We start from the raw sequence: 20,587 nt of genomic DNA, 5'->3' as shown, positions 1-20,587 counted from the left end.
GGGGCCGTTGTCATCCGGGTCCCCAAGAGGGGATAGTTTCCCTGCCGGATCATATGGAAAAACAGGCCGGATTTCTTTCCTTGGCCTGTTTTTTTGCACGGGGAGAAAAGAGTTAATAAAAATCTTTTTTGCGGTATTTGCCGACAAATCCGGCTAAACCGAGCATACCGATGAAGCCCAGCCAGTCCCAGTGAGGATCGTCTCTCCTTGCGGATTCGGATACTTTGGAATCGAACTGCATCAGATTGACGTTATACTTCTTCGACGGAGGGTAATCGCCCGGTTTAGGAATCGGGTCTCGGGGAGGCTGGGGCAGGCTAGTGCCTACGCCGCCGTTTGAATACTCTGCCGGATCGGCCGTTCCGGTGGATCCGCTGATGCCGGATTTGATCCGCTGAGTTCCATAGGATGAGGGCTTATTATCGGGATAACCGAGCGTCCCGGGTTCTTCATGGATGACCCGGTCAGCGGACTGCGCGATGCAGGTGCCGCAAACGGTCAAAAACATCACAATGCAGAGTGAAAAACTGTAAAGCCGTTTCATCTGATTCCCGCCTTCCTGGTTGACTTCGTTTCCTGCTTATCTTTGGTTTTCCCTCTACCCTAAATGTCATACAAGGAAAGTGTTGTCCGCAAATCGAAAATTGCAATAAAAACGAGTCTATAATAAGATGTTGGTAAGATTTAAGTTAGGCTGGAAAGAAAGAGAGGCCCTTTTATGGCGGAACGTTCAATGAAGGATCTGCAGCAGGAAGTGGATACATACATATCGCAGTTTAAAGAAGGCTATTTCAGCCCTCTTGCCATGCTGGCCAGAATGTCCGAGGAAGTCGGGGAATTGGCCAGGGAAGTCAATCACCAGTTCGGGGAAAAGCCTAAAAAAGCATCTGAAGAAGAAAACTCGATTGAGCTGGAGCTCGGTGACATTTTGTTTATCACTATCTGTTTCGCCAATTCTTTGGGCATTGACTTAACGGAAGCGCACGATAAAGTGATGAAGAAATTCAACACCCGGGATGCGGACAGGTGGACGAAAATAAACACCGATTCCGACTAATCCTCATATGCTGTACCATCCCCGGCTCTTCTGCGGGCGGAAGGAGGATGGACGGATGGATGGGGAACAGGAAATTCAGAAGGCCTACGAGGCTATTCTGAACAATGATTTCGAAGAAGCGATCGCATGGTTCGAAAAGGCGGTTTTATCGGAACCAGGTAACGCTTCTTACCATTATAAGCTTTCGATTACGTATGCCAGGAGCGGAAAGCTCGCGAAAGCGATCGATCATGCGGTCGACGCTTATGATCTGGAACCGGAAAGCGAAGCTTATCAGTATCATCTGACTACGCTGCAAGCCAAAGCACTGATTGCGGAAGCGGACAAGTGTCTGGACCAAAGCCGGGATAGGGAGCAGCTTAAAAACGCGATCGTTCTGCTGAAGCAGGCGGCTGCCCTGGATCCGCTGAGTGCAGAGGCCTGCTTGAAGCTTGCCGCTGCTTACGCTGGCGTAGACGACTTGGACCTGGCCGTACACGCGGCCGAAGAGGCCATTCGCCTTGAACCGCTGAATAAGGCAGCGGCGGCGCTGCTGGTTGAGTACCGCAGGAAACTGCGCCAGTATTTGAAACCTTAAACACTGCACAAGATAAGAAAGGCGGTATATGTGATGACTCAGGAAGTAATTAAAGTAGCGGTTGCCGGAGCAAGCGGACGGATGGGCCGTGAAGTGGTAAAAATGGTACTCGGAGATTCCTCTTTGAAGCTGGTGGCTGCCGTTGACCGGTCCTCCGGTCCGGTAGACGCCGCATCTTTGGTAGGTCTTCCGGATTGCGGAGTTAAAATGTCCAACGATCTGGAATTGGCTTTGGTTGAAGGCAAAGCGGACGTTCTGGTAGACTTCACCGGACCTCAGAGCGCTGTCGCCAATACGGCGCTTGCTATTCGTCATGGCGTTAGACCGGTAATCGGAACGACGGGTTTTACGACCCAGGATATCGAAGAGTTGGACAAACAATGCAAGGATAAAAAAATCGGCGGACTGATCGCCCCCAATTTCTCCATCGGCGCTATTCTGATGATGAAATTCGCTACACAGGCGGCCAAATATTTCCCGCACCTGGAAATCATCGAATATCACGGGGACCAGAAGCTTGACGCTCCATCGGGTACTTCCGTGAAAACAGCCGAACTTATCTCTCAGAACCGGGAAGAGTTTCGGCAAGGAAACCCCAAAGAAGAGGAACAGCTTGAAGGAGCGCGCGGCGCTTATTATAACGGCTTCCGCATCCACAGCGTCCGGCTTCCGGGTGTTTTTGCCCAGCAGGAAGTTATTATGGGGGCGTACGGAGAGTCGCTCAAAATCCGGCATGATTCCTATGAGCGCGCGGCTTATATGCCAGGCGTGAATACGGCCGTGCATAAAGTCATGACCTATGAAGGCATGATCTACGGGTTCGAACATTTTATCGACTGATTGTTCTTCATTCCTTTAATCGGACTTTCTAAATTACCTTCTACTCATTTTCATGCTTCTCTACGAACCATACATATCAGCAGGCCCCCTGAAGGCAGGGAAGGGAGAGTTAACTAGTGAGCTTAAATATTGCCTTAATCGCCCACGACCGCAAAAAAGACGAGATGGTCAATTTCGTGACCGCCTATGAAAAGGTGTTCGAAGGGAACCAGCTATTCGCAACCGGTACCACGGGACAAAGAATTATGGAAAATACAAGTCTGACGATCCACCGGTTTATGTCAGGCCCCCTTGGCGGGGATCAGCAGATCGGTGCCATGGTAGCTCAAAACGAGATGGATCTGATTATTTTCCTGCGGGATCCTTTGATGGCTCAGCCTCATGAACCCGATATCATTGCTCTGCTCCGCTTGTCCGATGTAATGGGGATCCCCGTGGCAACGAATATCGCTACCGCGGAGCTTCTTGTCCGCGCTCTGGACAGAGGGGATTTCGCCTGGCGGGAGCTAGTCCACAAGTACAAGCCGGGTGAAGCGTAATGCAGACGGTAGATATCCTCATATTCGGAGCGCACGCGGATGATGCGGAGATCGGAATGGCCGGTACGATCCTGAAGCATACAAGAGCGGGTTATACGGTGGGCTTGTGCGATCTGACCCGGTCCGAAATGTCATCGAACGGAACGCCAGAAAACCGGCTGGAGGAAGCGAACAAAGCGGCGGAAGCGATGGGAATTGTGCTCCGCTCCAATCTCGGACTTCCCGACCGAGGCTTATCGGCCGGAACCAAGGATCAGATTGACGCGATTACGAAGGAAATCCGGCTGAGAAAGCCGAGAATTGTCTTTGCCCCGTATTGGGAAGACCGGCATCCCGATCATATCGCCTGCTCGCATCTGGTGCAGGAAGCGGTTTTCAATGCCAAACTTAGACGGTATATGCCTGAAACGGAAGCTTTTCAAGTCGAGAGCCTATTCTTTTATTTTATAAACGATACCATTGATCCGGACATCGTAGTGGATGTCTCGGACGCCTATCCCGGCAAGAAAGAAGTGTTGCAAGCTTACCGTTCCCAATTCTCGCCTCCTCAGGTCGGAGAGGACATTGTGCTGACCCCCCTGAACCAGAATTACGTGGAACGCGTGGAAGCAAGAGACGCGCTGCTCGGACAGAAGCGGATGATGGCTTATGCGGAAGGATTTATGTCCAAGCTGCCCGTGGCACTTCAATATTTTCTGTCCAAGAAAGGAACCTGAGCATGAAGGATAAGCTCAAAATCGGAATCACGTGCTACCCTACCCTGGGAGGTTCCGGAGTGGTTGCGACGGAGCTTGGCAAGCTGCTCGCGGAAAAAGGCCACGAGGTCCATTTTATTACGCACAGTATGCCGTTCAGGCTGGGTAAATTTCACCGGAACATTTACTATCACGAGGTTGAGGTCAGCGATTATTACGTATTCCGCTACCCTCCTTACGATTTGTCCCTCGCAAGTAAGCTTGCGCAGGTCGTGCAGATGCAGAAGCTGGATCTGCTGCATGTGCATTACGCGATCCCCCATGCCGTTTGCGCGCTGCTGGCCAAGCAGATGGTGGGACCGGATTTGAAGGTCGTTACGACCCTTCACGGGACGGATATCACGGTACTCGCCCAAGATCAGTCCATCAGCGACCTGATCCGGTACGCCATTAACGAAAGCGATGCGGTTACCGCCGTTTCCAACGATCTGATCGCGGAAACGAGAGAAACGCTCGATATTTCCCGTGATATTGATCTGACCTACAACTTCGTGGACAAACGGGTGTATTACCCGCGGGACGTGAAGTCGCTTCGTAAAGAGTTCGCCCGGGACGACGAGAAAATTTTACTGCATATTTCGAATTTCCGGCCGGTCAAAAGGGTTACGGACGTGGTCGATATTTTCAAGCGCGTCAGTGAAAAAATCCCGAGCCGTCTTCTTTTTGTAGGAGAAGGTCCGGAGCTGTCCAAAGTGATATCGTACGTGAAAGAGCTGGGCCTTAGCGACCGGGTCAACTTTTGCGGCAAACAGGATGATGTCGCGCAGCTTATTTCTCTGGGGGACGTTATGCTTCTGCCTTCGGAAAAAGAAAGCTTCGGACTTGTCGCTCTGGAAGCGATGGCTTGCGGAGTACCGACTGTCGGTTCGATAGCAGGCGGAATTCCCGAGCTGGTGACGCACGGCGAGACCGGCTTTCTTGCGGAAATCGGCGACACGGAGAAGATGGCGGACTACGCGGTGGAGCTGCTTAGCGATCCGCAGGAATACGAAAAAATGTCGGCCGCATGTCTGAATCGTGCCCGCACGACCTTCTGCAACGACTGGATTACGATGCAGTACGAGGAAATCTATTACCGGGTTCTGGGAAGAGAACTGCCTCCGTCGCACCGGGTGGATAATCAAGCTTGCGCGGAAAGATAAGCGCGATCCGGTAACGGAAGGAAGAGTATATACGATGGAAGAGAAGAACCGGACCATGATTGAAGAAGGGCGCAGAGTGCTCGAGAGGCTGCGCTCCCGTCAGCATGAAGCTTATTTTGTCGGCGGGTTCGTGAGGGATTTTGTCCTGGAGAGGCCCGTAAAGGACGTGGACATCGCGACTTCGGCCAAACCCGAAGAGGTGATGGAAGCCTTCTCCAAGACGGTGCCTACGGGACTCCAGCACGGTACCGTAACCGTTCTGACGGGGGCTTACAGTTTTGAAGTCACTACTTTCCGGAAGGAAACGGAATACGAGGGGTTCCGCAGGCCGGCGGAAGTCGAATATATTACGGATTTGGAAGAAGATTTGAAACGACGCGACTTTACCATGAACGCGATGGCCATGGATGCCGAAGGAAACCTGATCGATCCGTTCGGCGGCCGAAGCGATATGGATAGAGGCGTTCTGAGATGCGTGGGAGAGGCGGCCGAGCGATTCGGGGAGGATGCCTTGCGGATGCTGCGCTGCATCCGCTTCGCAGCCGAATACGGCCTCGTCATCGAAGAGGCCACGTGGCTGGCACTGCTGCGGCAGGCCCCGCTGCTGCGGCACATCGCGATGGAGCGCGTACGCGCGGAGCTCCAGCGCATGGTGGGCGGCGCGGACCCGGCCCGCGCCGCGGGTCTGCTCCTCGCGAGCGGTCTGTGGCGGCACGCCAAGACTCCGCTCGCGCTGCCCTTCGCCGCATGGGGGCATCCCCATGCGCAGGCGGTTATCGCCCATCTGTCCTCTATCCCAGCGGAGGAGGACAGATGGGCGGTTCTGCTGCTGCTGATCGGCTCGCAGCAGCCGGAAGCCGTCAGAGCGGAGCTGCGCGCGCTGACGTTCCCCGGCGAGGACATCGCGCGTCTGACGCGCGTCCTCGCCGTGCATGCGCAGCTCCAGCGCGGTGACGCTGAAGCTGCGGCGGTGGGTCCGCGGCCGGAGGCGCAGGCGTCCACGGAGGAGCGCGCAGCCGCGCGGTTCAAGCTTGCCGTGCTTGCTCACGGCAAGGAGGCGGCGCGCGGCTGGCTGCGCGCGGCCGGGCTGCTGCGCACAGCGTGGCAGCAGCAGGCCGGCGCGGGAGCGGCTTCACCCGCGGGTACTGGGCGTCCGGGGCAATATGGGACGCTGCCCGGAAATTCGGCGCAATCCGGCTTGGCAGTGACTCCAGGTGAGTCAGACTGCCTTGAAGCTTCACGCGCGGGAGCCGGGCGAAGGGAGCAAGACGCTCCGCCATCCATGAATCCCGGGCAGCCTGGTCAGGCGGTGCCAGACCGAGCTTCCGGTCCGTACGAAGCTTCCGGGGGTCTCCCGACGGACGAAGACATACATACAGCCGCCGGTGAAGCATGTCTGGAAGAACTTTTCCGCTTCATGACGGAGGAAGCTGCCGTTTTCCTGGAAAACGGTGAACCATGGATCCGCGCGATGCCGGTCTATGGCGTCAAAGATCTCGCCGTCGGCGGAAGCGACCTGATGGCGCAAAGCGGACAAAAAGCGGGACCCTGGATAGGCGAAACGCTGAATATGCTTCTGGAGAGGGTTGCCTTGGGGCAACTGGAAAACACCACAGAAATTTTAATGACGGAAGCTTTCCGTCCTACAGAAATGCGAGATGAGTGACTCATGGCGGTACGCGAGCGAATTGTAGACTTGTTCCGGAGCAATCCGGGCGTATATTTGTCCGGCGAGCAAATCAGCCGGGAGCTGGGCTGCAGCCGGACAGCCGTCTGGAAGCATATCGAAAGCCTCCGGCAGGACGGGTTTCAGTTCGAAGCCGTCACCCGTAAAGGCTACCGTCTGACGGAAGAGCCTGACAAGCTCCGGAAAGCTCATATAGAAGAAGCCTTGCAGACGCGCTTTATGGGCAGGCAGATCGAAGTCCGCGAAGCGGTAGACTCCACTATGAACGAAGCGCATAGGCTCGTCGCGGAAGGGGCCGAGGAAGGGACGCTGGTCTTTGCCGAAGAGCAGACCTCCGGCCGCGGCCGGATGGGCAGGCACTGGCATTCGCCGAAAGGGAAGGGCATCTGGATGAGCCTGATCTTAAAGCCGCGTGTGCCGGTTTACTTCGTTCCCCAGCTTACGCTGCTTACCGCGGTAGCTCTTTGCCGGGCCATCCGCAAGGAATGCGGCGTCGAAATCGGCATCAAATGGCCCAACGATCTTCTCGTGAAGGGCCGCAAGGTAAGCGGGATTCTGCTGGAGATGAGCGGGGAAGACGAGCGGCTGAAATACGTCATAATCGGTGTCGGCATCACGGCGAACCTGAACGGAGCCGACTTCCCCGACGATCTCAAACCGGTGGCCACTTCCCTTGCACTTGAATCGGGTTCGCCCGTTAAGCGGGAAGCGATGATTGCGGCTTTTCTGAATGAGCTGGAGCAGCTGTACGATCTGTATCTGGAAAACGGATTCGCTCCGATCCGGATCATGTGGGAAGCCATGAGCGTCTCGCTGAATTGTCCCATCCGGGTCAAAACGAGCCAGGGAACGGTGGAGGGCCGGGCGGATTCGCTCGATGACAGCGGGGCGCTGACCGTGATCGCGGACGACGGCCGCAAAGTTAAAATTTACAGCGGCGATGTCGAATTACGCTAAACCGTCTGTTCAAAAGACCGGGTTTTTGATATACTGTCACCGTAAGGCGGTATCTACGGAACTGCACTTATACGGTTAACGCTTTAGACAATTGCATAAAGTACGTTTGTGTGTTTTCTGATTCTGCTCTGAGCCTGAAGGACCGAGACAGAAGGATCATACGATTCACGATTCTTTGACTATGCGCCCTTTCAGTCTGTTTGCTGAAGGGTTTTTTTGATGCTTAGAACCCGGTCAAGGCTTAGACGGAAATCACGGTTTTATTTTTTCCACATTTAAAAAAGAAAGCGTGGGATTGACATGGCGCAAGAGCGCAAACCGATGACGACTGTCAAGCTGCAAAAAATGAAAGCGAGCAAGGAACCGATTTCGATGGTGACGGCCTACGATTACTTGACGGCCAAATTGGCTGACGAAGCGGGAGTGGATATGATTCTTGTGGGAGATTCCCTGGGAAATGTTATTCAGGGTCACGAATCCACTCTGCCCGTCACGCTGGACGAAATGATTTATCATGCCAAAACGGTAACGCGTGCCGTCAAATCGGCCTTTGTCGTAACGGATCTGCCGTTTATGACGTATCACGGAAGCCTGGATACGACGCTTCAGAACGCGGGAAGGATTATGCGCGAGGGGCTTTCCAAAGGGGTGAAAATGGAAGGCGGCGCCGAAATCGCCCATGCGGTTAAAGCGTTGACCCAGGCGGGAGTACCCGTCGTGGGCCACCTCGGATTGACGCCCCAGTCGGTTCACGTGCTGGGCGGTTACCGCGTACAGGGCAAAAATTCCGAGCAGGCCCGCAAACTGATGGAAGACGCTAAAGCGCTCGAAGAAGCAGGCGCAATCGCGATCGTTCTGGAATTGGTAACGGAAGAACTGGCGGAATGGATCACAAGCAAACTGTCCATCCCGACAATCGGTATCGGTGCAGGAGCTTCCTGTGACGGCCAGGTTCTCGTTTTTCACGATATGTTAGGCTACGAGCCGGACGCTCCGGCCAAAAAATTCGTTAAAGCTTACGCGCAGGTCGGCCTGGCCATCCGCGAAGGGATCGGGCAGTATGTGGCGGAAGTGAAGGGCCGCAAATTTCCGGCCGAGCAGCACAGCTTTAAAGGAGACAACGAAGTTCTCCAGTATTTGTACGGAACGGCCGTGAAATAAACGGTTATCCTACCTCTAAGTTCTGAAGGAGAGAGAGACGTTGGAAGTTATTCAAAGCATAGCCTTGCTGCGCAGTACGCTGGAACAGAAAAAATCCGGGATCGGGGCGGCCCTTAAAGCCCCGGTCGGTTTTGTGCCTACGATGGGTTATCTTCACGATGGGCATTTGAGTCTAATTAAAGGGGCCCGCGAAGCGAGCGAAATCGTCGTGCTCAGCATATTCGTCAACCCTCTTCAGTTCGGTCCTACCGAAGATCTGGATCGTTACCCGCGGGATACGGAGCGGGACCTGAAGCTGGCGGAAGAAGCCGGGGTGGACATCGTTTTTCTGCCTCAGGTCGAAGAAATGTATCCGGGACCGGTCAAAACGACCGTTTCCGTGTCGGGCATCACTTCGGTACTCTGCGGAGCTTCGCGTCCCGTGCATTTCGACGGGGTGACCACGGTCGTTGCCAAGCTGCTCAATATCGTTCAGCCCGATAAAGCTTTCTTCGGACTTAAGGATGCGCAGCAAGTTGCCGTCGTTTCTCAGATGGTGCAGGACCTCAACATGAACGTGGACATTGTGGCCTGCCCGATTTTACGCGAGGAAGACGGACTTGCCATGAGTTCCCGGAACGTATTCCTGAGTGAGGAAGAACGTCGACAGGCGCTTGTTCTGAGCCGTTCCCTGAAAGCGGCGGAAGCTTGGGCGCGGGAGCATGCCGCTTTCCGGCCGGAAGACCTCCGCAGCGCCGTAAAGGCCGTCATCGAAGAAGCTCCTCTCGCCGATATCGATTACGTAGAGGTTTTGACGTACCCGCAGCTGGAACAGCCGGAAGCGGTGGAAGCCGGTGTACCCGTACAGCTCATCGTCGCGCTGGCGGTCAAATTCGGCGCCACCCGGCTTATCGACAACACTATTTTAACCCTGGGGAAGTGATCGCATGTTCAGAACAATGATGAAGGCCAAAATTCACCGTGCGACGGTGACCGAGGCGAATCTTAATTATATCGGAAGCATTACGATCGACGAAGATCTGCTGGATCAGGTCGACATGCTGCCAAACGAGAAGGTTCAGATCGTCAACAACAACAATGGGGCCCGCCTGGAAACGTACATTATACCGGGTCCGCGCGGAACGGGGGTCATCTGCCTTAACGGTGCCGCGGCCCGGCTCGTGCAGACAGGCGATACCGTTATCATCATTTCTTACGCGATGATGACGGAAGAAGAGGCGCGGCGCCATAAGCCGACTGTTGCCATCATGGGAGAAAACAATAAAGTGGCCCAGCTGCTAAAAGAGGAAATGCATGCAACTGTACTGTAACGTCTGGCACCCTTAAAGAACCTGTATGAAAAGCCCTCCGGCAACGCAGAATGAGTGTACGACAGCAAAGCCGAAGGTGGGGGATGCACAGTGTTCAAACATTTGTTCGCCACGATGAATGAAGTGTTGGATGAAATTTTGCTTCAGTTGCCGAATGCAAAAGGTGCGTTAAAAGCGGAGCTTGAAGACGAGCTTGGGGCCCTGAAGGCCATTAGTGACGATTGTATCGAGCACTGGCTCCTCTTTGAGGAGAAGCTTGGAAAAACCCTGTCCGTCGGAAACGCGTCCGTCCCGTCCTCTTCAGCCTCAGCCAGCGATTCGAATCAGCTGCCGGATGTGCCGCAGTCTGCCGAAGTGGCTCAGCCTCATCCGGCCGAGGGGAAGGAAGCGGTGGAGTTTATCCGCGGACAGGGGTTTTATATGCTGCTTATGTACGAGCAGGCGACCCGGGAATTCGAGGCTCTGCTCGCGCGCGAACCGGACTTTTTACTTGCGAGGGCTTATCTCGCCATGGGTTATCTGCGCCAGGGAGATAACGAGGAAGCCGCCCGGCACTTCACCCTTCTTCTGGCACTTACCGAAAATAAGCAGATGAAAGCCATCTCTTACAACGCGATGGGCTGTATTCAATTTCAGAACCGGAATCTGGAACAGGCGCTTGAATATTTTAAAAAAGCTTACCATGCCGATCCGGACTGCCTGGAGCTTTTTTCCGCATCGAACGAATGAAAAGAATAAGAACGGATGATCTCCTTATTTGCGGAATCGGCAAACTAACTTCCCCTCTGGACCTCTAAATGTGGTATGCTTAGGATAGAAGCTGGAGAAAGGAAGAAGGCTTGAACTTATGAAATTTGCGGTGTTGGATTTTGAAACGACTGGAACGGGCCCGACTGACGATATTATTCAAGTCGGTCTCGTTATTATAGATGATATGGAAGTAACCGACAGGTATACTTCCCTGGTAAATCCGGGGATCAGTATACCTTCTTCGATTACGGAGCTTACGGGCATCACCGACGAGATGGTGGAGCATGCTCCTAAGGTCGACGATATTATGGCGGAGATGTATCCGCTGCTTTTTGACTGTGTTCTCGTGGCCCATCATGCTTCGTTCGATCTCGGTTTTTTACAGCGGGCTCTGCGCAAAACGGGCTATCCCGATTTTGCCGGGCGCGTCCTGGATACGATAGACATGCTGAGAATCGTGTTTCCTTCTCTTCCGACTTACCAGCTCGGCATGGTCGCTTCAGCCTTCGGCATCGAACATGAGCGGCCCCATCAGGCCGACAGCGATGCGGACGTTACGGCGGAGATCTGGACGATGAGCCTGGACAGGCTTCTGTCCCTGCCTTTATTGACGGTTCAGCGGCTGGCTCAAATCCTGCCGGCCGAGACGAGCGACCTCGGCTGGTTTATGTCGGAAATCGCCCGGTTCAAGGAACAGCAGACCCCCTTAGACCAATCGATTCACCAGTATTACCGCCAGTTCGCGCTGAACGTGCAGGACTGGGGGGACGAAGACCCGGTACGCGACGAGAACGATGTGCTGGAACTGAGCGACTCTTTTGAAGACGTTTACGAGCAGCTCAAAGAAGCGCTGAAAGCGAAGTTCGAGCATTTCGAAAGCCGCGAAGCCCAAGAAATCATGATTCACGAAATTGAGGAAGCATTCCAGAACGACCGGCATCTTATGATCGAAGCCGGTACGGGCACGGGCAAATCGCTCGGCTACTTGATCCCGTCCCTTTATTATGGGATCAAGCATGACGAGAAGGTGGTCGTCAGCACGCACACGATCAATCTGCAGGAGCAGCTACGGGAACGGGATATTCCGCTGCTTCACGACATTTTCCCGGTAAATTTTAAAGCGTCGGTCCTCAAAGGACGAAGCCACTACTTGTGCCTTCGCAAGTTCGAGAACCGCATTTCGATGCAGGAGTTCGAAACGGGCAAAGAGGACGCCATTACGGCCGCCCAGATGGTCGTCTGGCTGAGCCAGACGCAGACCGGTGACGAGGAGGAGCTGCATTTCGGGAACAAAGGGGCCGCTTTCTGGCATACCGTTTCCAGCGATGCGGAGTCGTGTCAGAACCGGCACTGCCCGTGGTTCAAAAAATGCTTTTATCACCGCGCGCGTCATGACGCCAACAATTCGGACGTTGTCATAACGAACCACTCGCTGCTGTTTACCGATATGAAGGCCGAGAACCGGGTGCTGCCGGCTTATAAGCATCTCGTTCTGGACGAGGCCCACCATTTCGAAGAAGTGGCAAGCAAGCATCTGGGCAAGGAGCTTCACTACCTGGGGCTGACGAATCAGCTTCTCTGGCTGTTCAAGGACAGCCGGAACGGGCAGCTGCCGGCGCTCCGCACGAAGCTTCAACGGTATGACGACGATTACCGGGCGGCTACCTGGATGAACGGAATCGACAACCTTTTCCCGAAAACCCTGCTCATCAAGGAAGCTTGGGATTTACTCTGTGAAAAGTTTTACGAGCTGCTCCAGACGAATTCCGAACCCGGCCAAATCGACCCCGGTTCCCTGGTGATGCGCCTGAAGAAAGAATCGCTCCCGCCGAACTGGAGCGATTTCACGGATCTCGAGGAGATTCTGGAACAGCATATTCAAGAGGTGTACAAATCCGTGGATTCGCTCGTGCAGGATTTGAAAGAAGTTCAGGAAGAATACGACGTCCAGAGCTTCGTAACCGATCTCGGCGGCGTGGCCAAGGAACTGCAGGCAGCGAAGGAGACGCTCCGCTTCTTTATGAAGATGACGGACGATAACTTCGTTTACTGGGTAGAAGCGGGGACATACAACAAAAGCCGTTCGATCAACCTGATCTCCGTGCCGATGGACGTAAGTCCGCTTATCCGCGAACATTTCTTTGACAACAAAGAGAGCGTTATTCTCACTTCGGCCACCTTGTCGGTCAATAAATCGTTCCAGTATTCGGCGGATCAGCTGGGATTGAAACTGCCGGCCGAAGAAGAGGAGAATCCGAAGCTGAAAACCGTTCAGCTTCCGTCGCCGTTCCAATACCGCCAGCAGGCTCTTGTCTGCATACCGCGGGACTTTCCGATGATCCGGGGCCGCAGCGGCGAAGAGGAATTCCTCAAAGCGCTCACGGAATCCCTTTCCGAAGTGGCCGTGGCTACGCAAGGTAGGATGCTCGTGTTGTTCACTTCCAACCGGATGCTGAAGCTTGCCCACGCGGTTCTGAAGGAAAATCTCCGCCCGCACGGCATTCATGTGCTCGGTCAAGGGGTGGACACCGGCAACCGCAGCAAGCTGACCCGGCTCTTCCAAGAGCATAAAGCATGCGTGCTGCTGGGCACGAGTTCGTTCTGGGAAGGGGTGGACATTCCCGGGGAAGCCTTGACTTGCCTGGCGATCGTACGGCTGCCTTTCCAGCCACCGAATCATCCGCTGGTCGAAGCGAAGAGCGAAAACCTGAAAAAACGGAATCAGAACCCGTTCATGAAGCTGTCGGTGCCTCAGGCCGTCATCCGATTCAAGCAGGGCTTCGGCCGGCTTGTACGCAGGGCTTCGGACAAAGGGATTGTACTGATTTACGATACGCGTGTCATCGAGACGCAGTACGGGAAGCATTTTCTCTACTCCCTGCCGGGACCGAAGATTGAGCATATGCCTGTAGAGCGCATCGTACCGAGAATTCAGGAATGGATGGGAGAGAACTCGCTTGAAGTCACTTAAAATATCCGAGGCGGTCGTCAAACGGCTGCCGATCTATCTGCGTTTTCTTAATGAACTGTCGAAGAAAAACGTATTGACGGTTTCGTCCCAGGATCTGGGGCAGAAGCTGAATCTTAACCCGGCCCAAATCCGCAAAGATTTGGCTTACTTCGGTGAATTCGGTAAGAAGGGGATCGGCTACGATGTGACCTATCTTATCGAGAAGATCCGGCAAATTCTGAAGCTTGACCGCCAAATACCGGTTGCCCTCGTGGGAGCCGGTAACCTGGGGCGGGCGCTGTGCAACTATAACATCTACTTGCGCGATCAGATGAAAATAACGGCGATTTTCGATTCGTCGCCGGACAAGATCGGCCAGGTCATCAATAACATGAGCGTTCTGCCCATGGAGCGTCTGGCCGATGTTATCCGGGATTCCAGCATTCGAATCGGCATCATAACCGTACCGGCGCCGGAGGCGCAGAATGTCGCCAACCAATTCGTAAAGGCGGGTATCGAAGCGATTCTGAACTTCGCGCCGTCCATTCTGAAAGTACCCGAGGAAATCCGCGTACATCATGCGGACTTTACGGCAGAGCTCCAGAGCTTGGCCTATTACCTTCCTGAATAAACAAGTGAGGGTTCGGGGTCTTGAAAACCAGAAAAACCGCTATATGGGCCGTTAAGGCCGTATGGCGGTTTTTTAATGGAACTCGCTATTAAATTTGCATGTTATACGAAAAACTTAAACAACACGGTGTAAAGCACATAAGACAGAATGATGCTGATCGGAATCGTAATGATCCACGTGATGATCATGCGTGTTACGGTACCCCATTTCACCTCATGAAACCGGAGTACGGAACCCGAACCGATGATCGCGGAGGAAATCACGTGAGTGGTCGAAAGCGGCATCCCCATATGCGTAGAAGTCTGAATGACGATGGAAGATGTCAAATCCGAGGCGAACCCGTTGATCGGCTCGATTTTGATCAAGTTTTTGGAAATCGTTTTGATGATTTTCCAGCCTCCGATCGAGGTACCGAGACCCATTGCGGTCGCAGCCGCGATTTTTACCCATAGCGGCACGTCCATGGTAGTCTGGGCTCCTGCAGCGACGAGTCCGAATACGATAATCCCCATCGCTTTTTGGGCATCATTTCCCCCGTGGGAGAAAGAGAGCAGCCAGGCGGACAAAATCTGGAAGAACTTGAATACGCGGTTCAGCTTCGAACGGGATTTGTTGCCCGTCAGGATGACCAGGTACTTGATGATCGTCATGATGATATAACCGGCCGCAAATGCGACAATCGGCGAAAGCACCAGGATCAGCACGATCTTGCCCAGACCGCCCCATTTGACGAAGTCGGCTCCCGCCCCGGCCAGCACGGCTCCGACAATGGATCCGATGAGCGTATGGGAGGAAGAGGAAGGAATGGCATAATACCAGGTTGCAAGGTTCCAGATAATCGCGGAAAGCAGGGCCGCAATGACGATAAATTCGCCGTTGTTGATCTTGGACGGGTCCGCGATCCCGCTGCCGATCGTCTTGGCTACCTCCGAAGAATACAGGGCACCGACGAAATTCAGACAGGCGGCGGATATAATGGCTACTTTCGGACTCATCGCACGCGTAGAAATCGAAGTCGCTACCGCGTTCGCCGTATCATGGAAACCGTTAATAAAGTCAAAGGCAAGGGCCAGAAATACGATCGCAATCAAGGTAATAAGAACTGTTGTCGTCATGAAATCCTCCTAAACTGCTGGGCCTACGAGTAGCGCAGCACGACGCTTTCCAAGATGTTGGCAACGTCTTCACATGCATCGGTGGTCTGTTCGAGACGTTCATAAAGTTCTTTAAGCTTGAAATCTTCGTAAGGATCGCGTTTGGTGATGAAAATTTCACGGATGCCTTCACGCATCAGGCGGTCGGCTTCGTTTTCAAGCGCATTGATTTCAACCGTATGTTGAGGGATCTGCATGTACTTCTTTTTGGAAAGAAGCTTGAAGGCATCGAGCATATGTTGGCAGCTGGACACGATAACGGCGGAGAATTCCTGCATAACCTTGTCCGTCTGGCTGATGTTGAGATAATCAAAACGTGCTGCGGTCGCTTCAATGCCGTCCAGTACGTCGTCGAGCTTGGAAGCCAGCTCCATAATATCTTCACGGTCTAGCGGAGTGATAAAGACTTTGTTCAGCTCTTTAAAGATTTCGTGGGTGATCTGATCGCCTTTGCTCTCGATGTCTTTGATCATCTGGAAAAAGTTTTCCGGAATTTTATCTCCCATCATCGCGTTTCTGAACATCTGGGATGCATGGAGTGTGTTTTCTGCCGCCCGTATGAGCAGGTTTAAAAAATCGACGTCTCCTCTTTTACTGCTAAAAAGCGATGCCATTACGGTTCCTCCTAGTGATTCGATTGTAAAGATTCCGTGAAGTTAAGTTTAATGTATGTAGAATTTTGTAGCTTAAACTCACAAACTTAAAAATATCATAACATTTCCCCAGAAAGCAATCACTGGTTGAGCGTTTTTTCGATTGTTTGCTCGGCTTGATTTTAAACAAGTGACGTTGTACATTGAAAAGATAAGAATAACTGCCGATTTCGGCACTTTATACGGAATGAGGGCTATCCCATGAAAAAAACGATTATCATAAACGGTTTGTTCGTAACAGGAGACGCGGCCGCGCCCGTAATCGAAGGCTGTATGGTTATGGAAGGAAATAAGCTTACATATATAGGAAAGGATGCGCCGCATCCGCTGGAAACATATGACGAAGTCATTCGCGGGGACCGCAAGCTCTACATGCCCGGACTCGTCAATACGCACGGCCATGCGGCGATGACATTGCTGCGAGGCTACGGAGACGATCTAGCCCTCCAGGTATGGCTGGAGGAGAAAATGTGGCCGATGGAAGGCAAATTCACGGCGCAGGACGTGCGCTACGGAACGCTTCTGGCCATCCTGGAAATGATCAAGGGCGGCACGACGACATTTGTCGACATGTACGACCATATGAATGAAGTGGCCCAGGCCGCATCCGACTCGGGTATGCGTGCGCGACTGACCCGCGGTGTCATCGGACTGTGTCCGGCCGACGTTCAGGAAGCCAAGCTTCGGGAAGCGATCGCTTTCGCCAAGGACTGGAACGGTGCCGCGAACGGCCGCATTACGACGATGATGGCTCCGCACGCTCCTTACACGTGCCCTCCGGAGTACATCGAACGTTTTGTTCAGGCCGCACATGATTTGGACCTGCCTATTCATACCCATATGTCCGAGACGTTAAAAGAAGTGGAAGCCAACGCGGAGCAGTACGGCGCACGGCCTGTCGAGCATCTGGAAAAACTGGGCGTTTTCACGCGACCGACACTGGTTGCGCACGGCGTTCATCTGACGGACGAAGAGATCGCCGTCCTTGCCAAATACAACGTCGGGGTTTCCCACAATCCGGGGAGCAACTTAAAGCTTGCGAGCGGTGTCGCCCGCGTGCCTGAGCTGCTCAAAGCCGGCATAAACGTGTCTCTAGGCACGGATGGAGCGGCCAGCAACAACAACCTCGACATGTTCGAGGAAATGCGGCTTGCCGCCCTGATCCACAAAGGCGTATCCGGCGATCCGACCGCCGTTCCGGCTGCCGCCGCTTTAAGCATGGGCACATCGATGGGCGCGCGCTCTATCTGGCTTGACGATATCGGTACGCTCCAGCCGGGCATGAAGGCCGATTTTGTCGCGCTTGATATCGACCAGCCTCATTTTCTGCCTCGTACGGATTATGTTTCCCACATCGTCTATTCGGCATCCGCCCATGATGTGGCAGACGTGTGCGTGGACGGCAGCTGGATCGTACGCGGCCGCGAATGCCTGACACTTGACGAAGAGAAGATTAAACGGGAATTCGAATCGTGCTTTGCCCGTTTGACGAGCAGCTAGTCTTCAGCAGGAGGGAGGAGAGAACGGAATGCTTAAAAAAGCCATTTGGATCGGGCTGTTTGTCGTGCTGACTACGGGGTTCGGCATTAACCGTTTTTACGTAAACGTGCAGGCGAACTACTGGGAAACAAACTCTCAGGCCGTACAGGCGGCTTACGAGAAGACGACGATGACCAAGGCTAACCGGGTGGAGGCTTTTCATGGAGCCCGCTCCTATGAAGTCGTATACGGGGAGGACAAGCTCGGCAACGGGCTGATCGTCTGGGTACCGTTCAAGCAGGAAGGGACCGGTCTGGCCATCGACGAGATTCATACGGAAATGACGGCCGAGAACATCACGGAAGAAGCCGTACGGGGAATTATGGCGAAGAAAAACCCCAAGCTGGATATTCTGCGTGTAAACGCCGGCGAATTCAAGGGAAAGTATGTCTGGGAAGTCTTTTATAAAGACGAGCAGGACCGTGCGTACTACGATTACTACAATTTAAAGACGGGTGCACTCGAAGATACGTTTAAGCTCAGCCTACAATAGGGTGGGCTTTTCGCTTATTTCACTTATTTCGTTAATTTGTCAAAGACTCCATCGTTTTTTTTGCCCAGGGGTTACGGACTATGATATACTATTCGTATAGCATTTGCTAAATACGAATGATATAGAAAGGGGGACGTAAGTTGCGTAAAATACGTCTCTTGCCCGTCCTGTTAAGTGTCGTCATCACCGCTTTTTTCCTTTTTGGCGGCTGGTTCGCTTATCAGACCTACGCCATCGGAAAACCGCTAGGCAATATCGTGAAAGAAACACCGGGGGTTGAGCAATCCCAGGTCACATATAATGATAAAGAAGTTTCGATCCGTCTGTCCCTCAAACCTGACACCAGCTTAAGAGAAGTGTACGGCCGCATTACAAAAGAAGGAGCCTCGACAATCGGTTCCCGTGACGTGAAACTGTCGGTCAACACAAAAGAATCTCCGGATCTCGATAAATGGTGGGCGCAAGCGTTGTTCGACGTCGCCCAAGCGATGGAAACCCGCCACTATGCCGATATACCTACGGCACTGGAAAAGCACAAAACGGACAAAGACAGCAATTTGGTCGTGAAAACCGAAATGGATGAGCAGAACGTGTACGTGCATCTGCAAAAAGGGGATCAGCACAAATACGTGGTGCTGCCGCGAAATGCCGAAAAAGTTGGGGTGTTTAAATGAGCAAATACGGAAAAGAGATAGCGATTGGCGCTGCTCCGGTACTTTTCATTTTTCTTGCCTTTATTAAAGTTAACATTATCCCTTTGCTGTTTACGGCCGCCCTCATTACAGCCGTTCTTTATATGATGAAAAGCCGCGGAGGTTCCGGCATCGGAATCGGCGCGGGAGCCGGTACGCGCGGCAAATCACGCCAGCCTTCCTACCTCAGCTTCGATCAGATCGGCGGCCAGGAACGCGCCAAGAAAGAACTTGTCGAAGCGCTTGATTTTCTCGTGAAACAGGAAGAAACGAAGAAGCTCGGTATCCGCCCTCTGAAAGGCATCCTGCTGACCGGTCCTCCGGGAACAGGGAAAACGCTGATGGCCAAAGCGGCCGCACACCATACGAATTCCGTCTACATTGCCGCTTCCGGCAGTGAATTCGTGGAGATGTATGTCGGCGTAGGGGCTTCGCGGATCCGTACCCTGTTTCAGGAAGCCAGAACGAAAGCCCAGAAGGAAAATAAACAAAACGCCGTTATTTTTATCGATGAAATCGACGTGATCGGGGGCAAGCGCGACGGCGGACAGCAGCGCGAGTACGACCAGACGCTGAACCAGCTCCTGACCGAAATGGACGGCATTCATACAAATACGACGCCACGCATTCTTATCATTGCGGCGACCAACCGTAAAGAAATGCTGGACCCGGCTCTGCTCCGTCCGGGACGGTTTGACCGTCATATCGACGTCGAGCTGCCGGACAAGAAGGGACGTCTGTCCATTCTTAAGATTCATGCCCAGAACAAACCGCTGGACGAAGCGGCGGATCTGGAGAAAATCGCGGAGCAGACCTTCGGATTTTCCGGAGCGCAGCTTGAAAGCGTGCTGAACGAAGCGGCCATTTACGCCTTGCGCGGCCAGCAGGATAACGTCATGCAGAAAGATCTGCTCAACGCCATCGATAAAGTAATGATGGGCGAACAGACGGACCGTGAAGCGACCCAGGAAGAGAAGATCCGGGTTGCCTATCACGAACTCGGTCATGCCATTATCGCAGAGCTGGTGCGTCCGGATTCCGTAGCCCAGGTTTCCCTGCGGCCTCGCGGCAAAGCGCTCGGTTATGTGCGCCATAATCCGCCGCAGGACCAGTATCTGTATTCCAAGGAAGCGATCGAAGATCAGATTATGATCGCGCTGGCCGGTGCGGCTGCGGAAGAGATTATTTACGGCGGCCGGAGCACGGGGTCGAGCAACGACTTCGAGAAGTCCATCGACATGGTCCGCACGATGATTTCTTCGGGCCTGACGTCTCTCGGCATCGTCGATCTGAAAATGGTTCCGCAGCAGAAGCTGCTGGAAGTGAACAATGCCATCCTCGATGAGTTGATGGCCCGTACAAAAGAGCTTCTGACGAAGCACCGGATCGTGTTCGAGCAATCGCTGGATATTCTGCTTAAGGAAGAGGTCATTTCCGGGCAGCAGTTCCGGGATCTGCTTGAAGGAAGCAAGAGGCATTTGGAGCCGGTATTGGCTTAAGCCTACGAATAACCGCATACAAACGAGAACCAGTCTAGGCTTTTATAGCTAGGCTGGTTTTTTATTTTTTTAGAAGCACCACTCGACAAATTTGAGAATAATTACTAATAATGATAAAGTACATCTTATGATCTTAAATATGGAAAATGCTAGGAAGCATATAGTTTTTATTATGAAGCGATTAAATAAGCATATTTTTCA

General features: G+C 53.3%; 21 protein-coding genes. 18 read left to right on the top strand and 3 right to left on the bottom strand.

Going from position 1 to position 20,587, the window contains the following annotated elements; translation table 11 throughout:
- Positions 1–112: 112 nt before the first annotated feature.
- On the bottom strand, positions 113–544 hold the full coding sequence (locus ACI48J_RS17340; protein ID WP_326051977.1) for a WGxxGxxG-CTERM domain-containing protein: 432 nt from the start codon (positions 542–544) through the stop codon (positions 113–115).
- Positions 545–718: 174 nt separating this feature from the next.
- Between ACI48J_RS17340 and ACI48J_RS17335 the strand changes: the two genes are divergently transcribed.
- The 14 genes from ACI48J_RS17335 (at position 719) to ACI48J_RS17270 (ending at position 14,356) form a co-directional block, all read left to right on the top strand.
- On the top strand, positions 719–1,057 hold the full coding sequence (locus tag ACI48J_RS17335; RefSeq protein ID WP_218229830.1) for a nucleotide pyrophosphohydrolase: 339 nt from the start codon (positions 719–721) through the stop codon (positions 1,055–1,057).
- Positions 1,058–1,112: 55 nt separating this feature from the next.
- On the top strand, positions 1,113–1,634 hold the full coding sequence (locus ACI48J_RS17330) for a hypothetical protein (RefSeq protein ID WP_405079474.1): 522 nt from the start codon (positions 1,113–1,115) through the stop codon (positions 1,632–1,634).
- Positions 1,635–1,667: 33 nt separating this feature from the next.
- A complete protein-coding gene (dapB, locus tag ACI48J_RS17325; RefSeq protein WP_326051981.1) occupies positions 1,668–2,474 on the top strand; it encodes a 4-hydroxy-tetrahydrodipicolinate reductase in 807 nt (268 codons plus the stop codon).
- 116 nt (positions 2,475–2,590) lie between these two features.
- Positions 2,591–3,013, top strand: a complete 423-nt coding sequence (locus tag ACI48J_RS17320; RefSeq protein WP_326051982.1) for a methylglyoxal synthase — start codon at positions 2,591–2,593, stop codon at positions 3,011–3,013.
- Positions 3,013–3,729, top strand: coding sequence for a bacillithiol biosynthesis deacetylase BshB1 (gene bshB1, locus ACI48J_RS17315; protein ID WP_405079472.1), 717 nt, complete (start codon positions 3,013–3,015; stop codon positions 3,727–3,729). The genes ACI48J_RS17320 and bshB1 overlap by 1 nt, the downstream gene beginning before the upstream one ends.
- 2 nt (positions 3,730–3,731) lie before the next feature.
- On the top strand, positions 3,732–4,910 hold the full coding sequence (gene bshA / locus ACI48J_RS17310; RefSeq protein WP_405079470.1) for an N-acetyl-alpha-D-glucosaminyl L-malate synthase BshA: 1,179 nt from the start codon (positions 3,732–3,734) through the stop codon (positions 4,908–4,910).
- A gap of 34 nt (positions 4,911–4,944) precedes the next feature.
- Positions 4,945–6,576 carry a CCA tRNA nucleotidyltransferase gene (locus ACI48J_RS17305; protein ID WP_405079468.1) on the top strand — a complete coding sequence of 544 codons (1,632 nt, stop codon included), beginning with the start codon at positions 4,945–4,947 and terminating at the stop codon, positions 6,574–6,576.
- A gap of 3 nt (positions 6,577–6,579) precedes the next feature.
- Entirely contained in the window at positions 6,580–7,554 is a 975-nt protein-coding gene (locus tag ACI48J_RS17300; protein ID WP_405079466.1) for a biotin--[acetyl-CoA-carboxylase] ligase, read from the top strand.
- 300 nt (positions 7,555–7,854) lie between these two features.
- Positions 7,855–8,715 (top strand): 3-methyl-2-oxobutanoate hydroxymethyltransferase, encoded by an 861-nt coding sequence (panB, locus tag ACI48J_RS17295; RefSeq protein ID WP_326057308.1) that lies wholly within the window; start codon positions 7,855–7,857, stop codon positions 8,713–8,715.
- Positions 8,716–8,755: 40 nt separating this feature from the next.
- Positions 8,756–9,637, top strand: a complete 882-nt coding sequence (panC, locus tag ACI48J_RS17290; protein ID WP_405079465.1) for a pantoate--beta-alanine ligase — start codon at positions 8,756–8,758, stop codon at positions 9,635–9,637.
- A 4-nt stretch (positions 9,638–9,641) separates the two neighbouring features.
- The gene (gene panD, locus ACI48J_RS17285) at positions 9,642–10,025 is read left to right on the top strand and encodes an aspartate 1-decarboxylase (protein WP_009675514.1); all 384 of its coding nucleotides are present in this window, start codon (positions 9,642–9,644) and stop codon (positions 10,023–10,025) included.
- A 90-nt stretch (positions 10,026–10,115) separates the two neighbouring features.
- Positions 10,116–10,754, top strand: coding sequence for a tetratricopeptide repeat protein (locus ACI48J_RS17280; RefSeq protein WP_326057302.1), 639 nt, complete (start codon positions 10,116–10,118; stop codon positions 10,752–10,754).
- Positions 10,755–10,872: 118 nt separating this feature from the next.
- A complete protein-coding gene (dinG, locus tag ACI48J_RS17275) occupies positions 10,873–13,746 on the top strand; it encodes an ATP-dependent DNA helicase DinG (protein ID WP_405079464.1) in 2,874 nt (957 codons plus the stop codon).
- Positions 13,733–14,356 carry a redox-sensing transcriptional repressor Rex gene (locus tag ACI48J_RS17270; protein WP_326057300.1) on the top strand — a complete coding sequence of 208 codons (624 nt, stop codon included), beginning with the start codon at positions 13,733–13,735 and terminating at the stop codon, positions 14,354–14,356. Before dinG ends, ACI48J_RS17270 begins: the two co-directional genes overlap by 14 nt.
- Positions 14,357–14,457: 101 nt before the next feature.
- On the opposite strand, the gene ACI48J_RS17265 is transcribed toward ACI48J_RS17270, so the two are convergent.
- Positions 14,458–15,471: an inorganic phosphate transporter gene (locus tag ACI48J_RS17265; protein ID WP_326057297.1), complete on the bottom strand. Its 1,014-nt coding sequence runs from the start codon at positions 15,469–15,471 to the stop codon at positions 14,458–14,460.
- A 23-nt stretch (positions 15,472–15,494) separates the two neighbouring features.
- On the bottom strand, positions 15,495–16,124 hold the full coding sequence (locus tag ACI48J_RS17260) for a DUF47 domain-containing protein (protein WP_009675522.1): 630 nt from the start codon (positions 16,122–16,124) through the stop codon (positions 15,495–15,497).
- A 240-nt stretch (positions 16,125–16,364) separates the two neighbouring features.
- Between ACI48J_RS17260 and ACI48J_RS17255 the strand changes: the two genes are divergently transcribed.
- The 4 genes from ACI48J_RS17255 (at position 16,365) to ACI48J_RS17240 (ending at position 20,386) form a co-directional block, all read left to right on the top strand.
- The gene (locus ACI48J_RS17255) at positions 16,365–17,663 is read left to right on the top strand and encodes an amidohydrolase (RefSeq protein WP_405079463.1); all 1,299 of its coding nucleotides are present in this window, start codon (positions 16,365–16,367) and stop codon (positions 17,661–17,663) included.
- Between the two features lie 28 nt (positions 17,664–17,691).
- Positions 17,692–18,195 (top strand): DUF5590 domain-containing protein, encoded by a 504-nt coding sequence (locus ACI48J_RS17250; protein WP_405079462.1) that lies wholly within the window; start codon positions 17,692–17,694, stop codon positions 18,193–18,195.
- A 140-nt stretch (positions 18,196–18,335) separates the two neighbouring features.
- The gene (locus ACI48J_RS17245; protein ID WP_218229841.1) at positions 18,336–18,869 is read left to right on the top strand and encodes a hypothetical protein; all 534 of its coding nucleotides are present in this window, start codon (positions 18,336–18,338) and stop codon (positions 18,867–18,869) included.
- A complete protein-coding gene (locus ACI48J_RS17240) occupies positions 18,866–20,386 on the top strand; it encodes an AAA family ATPase (protein ID WP_326056685.1) in 1,521 nt (506 codons plus the stop codon). Before ACI48J_RS17245 ends, ACI48J_RS17240 begins: the two co-directional genes overlap by 4 nt.
- The last annotated feature ends 201 nt before the right edge of the window (positions 20,387–20,587 follow it).

Origin of the sequence: Paenibacillus chitinolyticus, assembly GCF_045038035.1 — a bacterium.
In the GTDB taxonomy this organism is placed as follows: domain Bacteria; phylum Bacillota; class Bacilli; order Paenibacillales; family NBRC-103111; genus Paenibacillus_F; species Paenibacillus_F chitinolyticus_A.
This window is presented reverse-complemented; position numbering and strand designations above follow the sequence as displayed.

Bases quoted from the DNA above. Each gene is read 5' to 3' on its own strand.
- dapB (WP_326051981.1), top strand. From the start codon at position 1,668: ATGACTCAGGAAGTAATTAAAGTAGCGGTTGCCGGAGCAAGCGGACGG.
- ACI48J_RS17335 (WP_218229830.1), top strand. From the start codon at position 719: ATGGCGGAACGTTCAATGAAGGATCTGCAGCAGGAAGTGGATACATAC.
- ACI48J_RS17240 (WP_326056685.1), top strand. From the start codon at position 18,866: ATGAGCAAATACGGAAAAGAGATAGCGATTGGCGCTGCTCCGGTACTT.
- bshB1 (WP_405079472.1), top strand. From the start codon at position 3,013: ATGCAGACGGTAGATATCCTCATATTCGGAGCGCACGCGGATGATGCG.
- ACI48J_RS17250 (WP_405079462.1), top strand. From the start codon at position 17,692: ATGCTTAAAAAAGCCATTTGGATCGGGCTGTTTGTCGTGCTGACTACG.
- ACI48J_RS17255 (WP_405079463.1), top strand. From the start codon at position 16,365: ATGAAAAAAACGATTATCATAAACGGTTTGTTCGTAACAGGAGACGCG.
- ACI48J_RS17300 (WP_405079466.1), top strand. From the start codon at position 6,580: ATGGCGGTACGCGAGCGAATTGTAGACTTGTTCCGGAGCAATCCGGGC.
- bshA (WP_405079470.1), top strand. From the start codon at position 3,732: ATGAAGGATAAGCTCAAAATCGGAATCACGTGCTACCCTACCCTGGGA.
- panB (WP_326057308.1), top strand. From the start codon at position 7,855: ATGGCGCAAGAGCGCAAACCGATGACGACTGTCAAGCTGCAAAAAATG.
- dinG (WP_405079464.1), top strand. From the start codon at position 10,873: ATGAAATTTGCGGTGTTGGATTTTGAAACGACTGGAACGGGCCCGACT.
- ACI48J_RS17260 (WP_009675522.1), bottom strand. From the start codon at position 16,124: ATGGCATCGCTTTTTAGCAGTAAAAGAGGAGACGTCGATTTTTTAAAC.
- ACI48J_RS17330 (WP_405079474.1), top strand. From the start codon at position 1,113: ATGGATGGGGAACAGGAAATTCAGAAGGCCTACGAGGCTATTCTGAAC.
- panD (WP_009675514.1), top strand. From the start codon at position 9,642: ATGTTCAGAACAATGATGAAGGCCAAAATTCACCGTGCGACGGTGACC.
- ACI48J_RS17265 (WP_326057297.1), bottom strand. From the start codon at position 15,471: ATGACGACAACAGTTCTTATTACCTTGATTGCGATCGTATTTCTGGCC.
- ACI48J_RS17305 (WP_405079468.1), top strand. From the start codon at position 4,945: ATGGAAGAGAAGAACCGGACCATGATTGAAGAAGGGCGCAGAGTGCTC.
- ACI48J_RS17340 (WP_326051977.1), bottom strand. From the start codon at position 544: ATGAAACGGCTTTACAGTTTTTCACTCTGCATTGTGATGTTTTTGACC.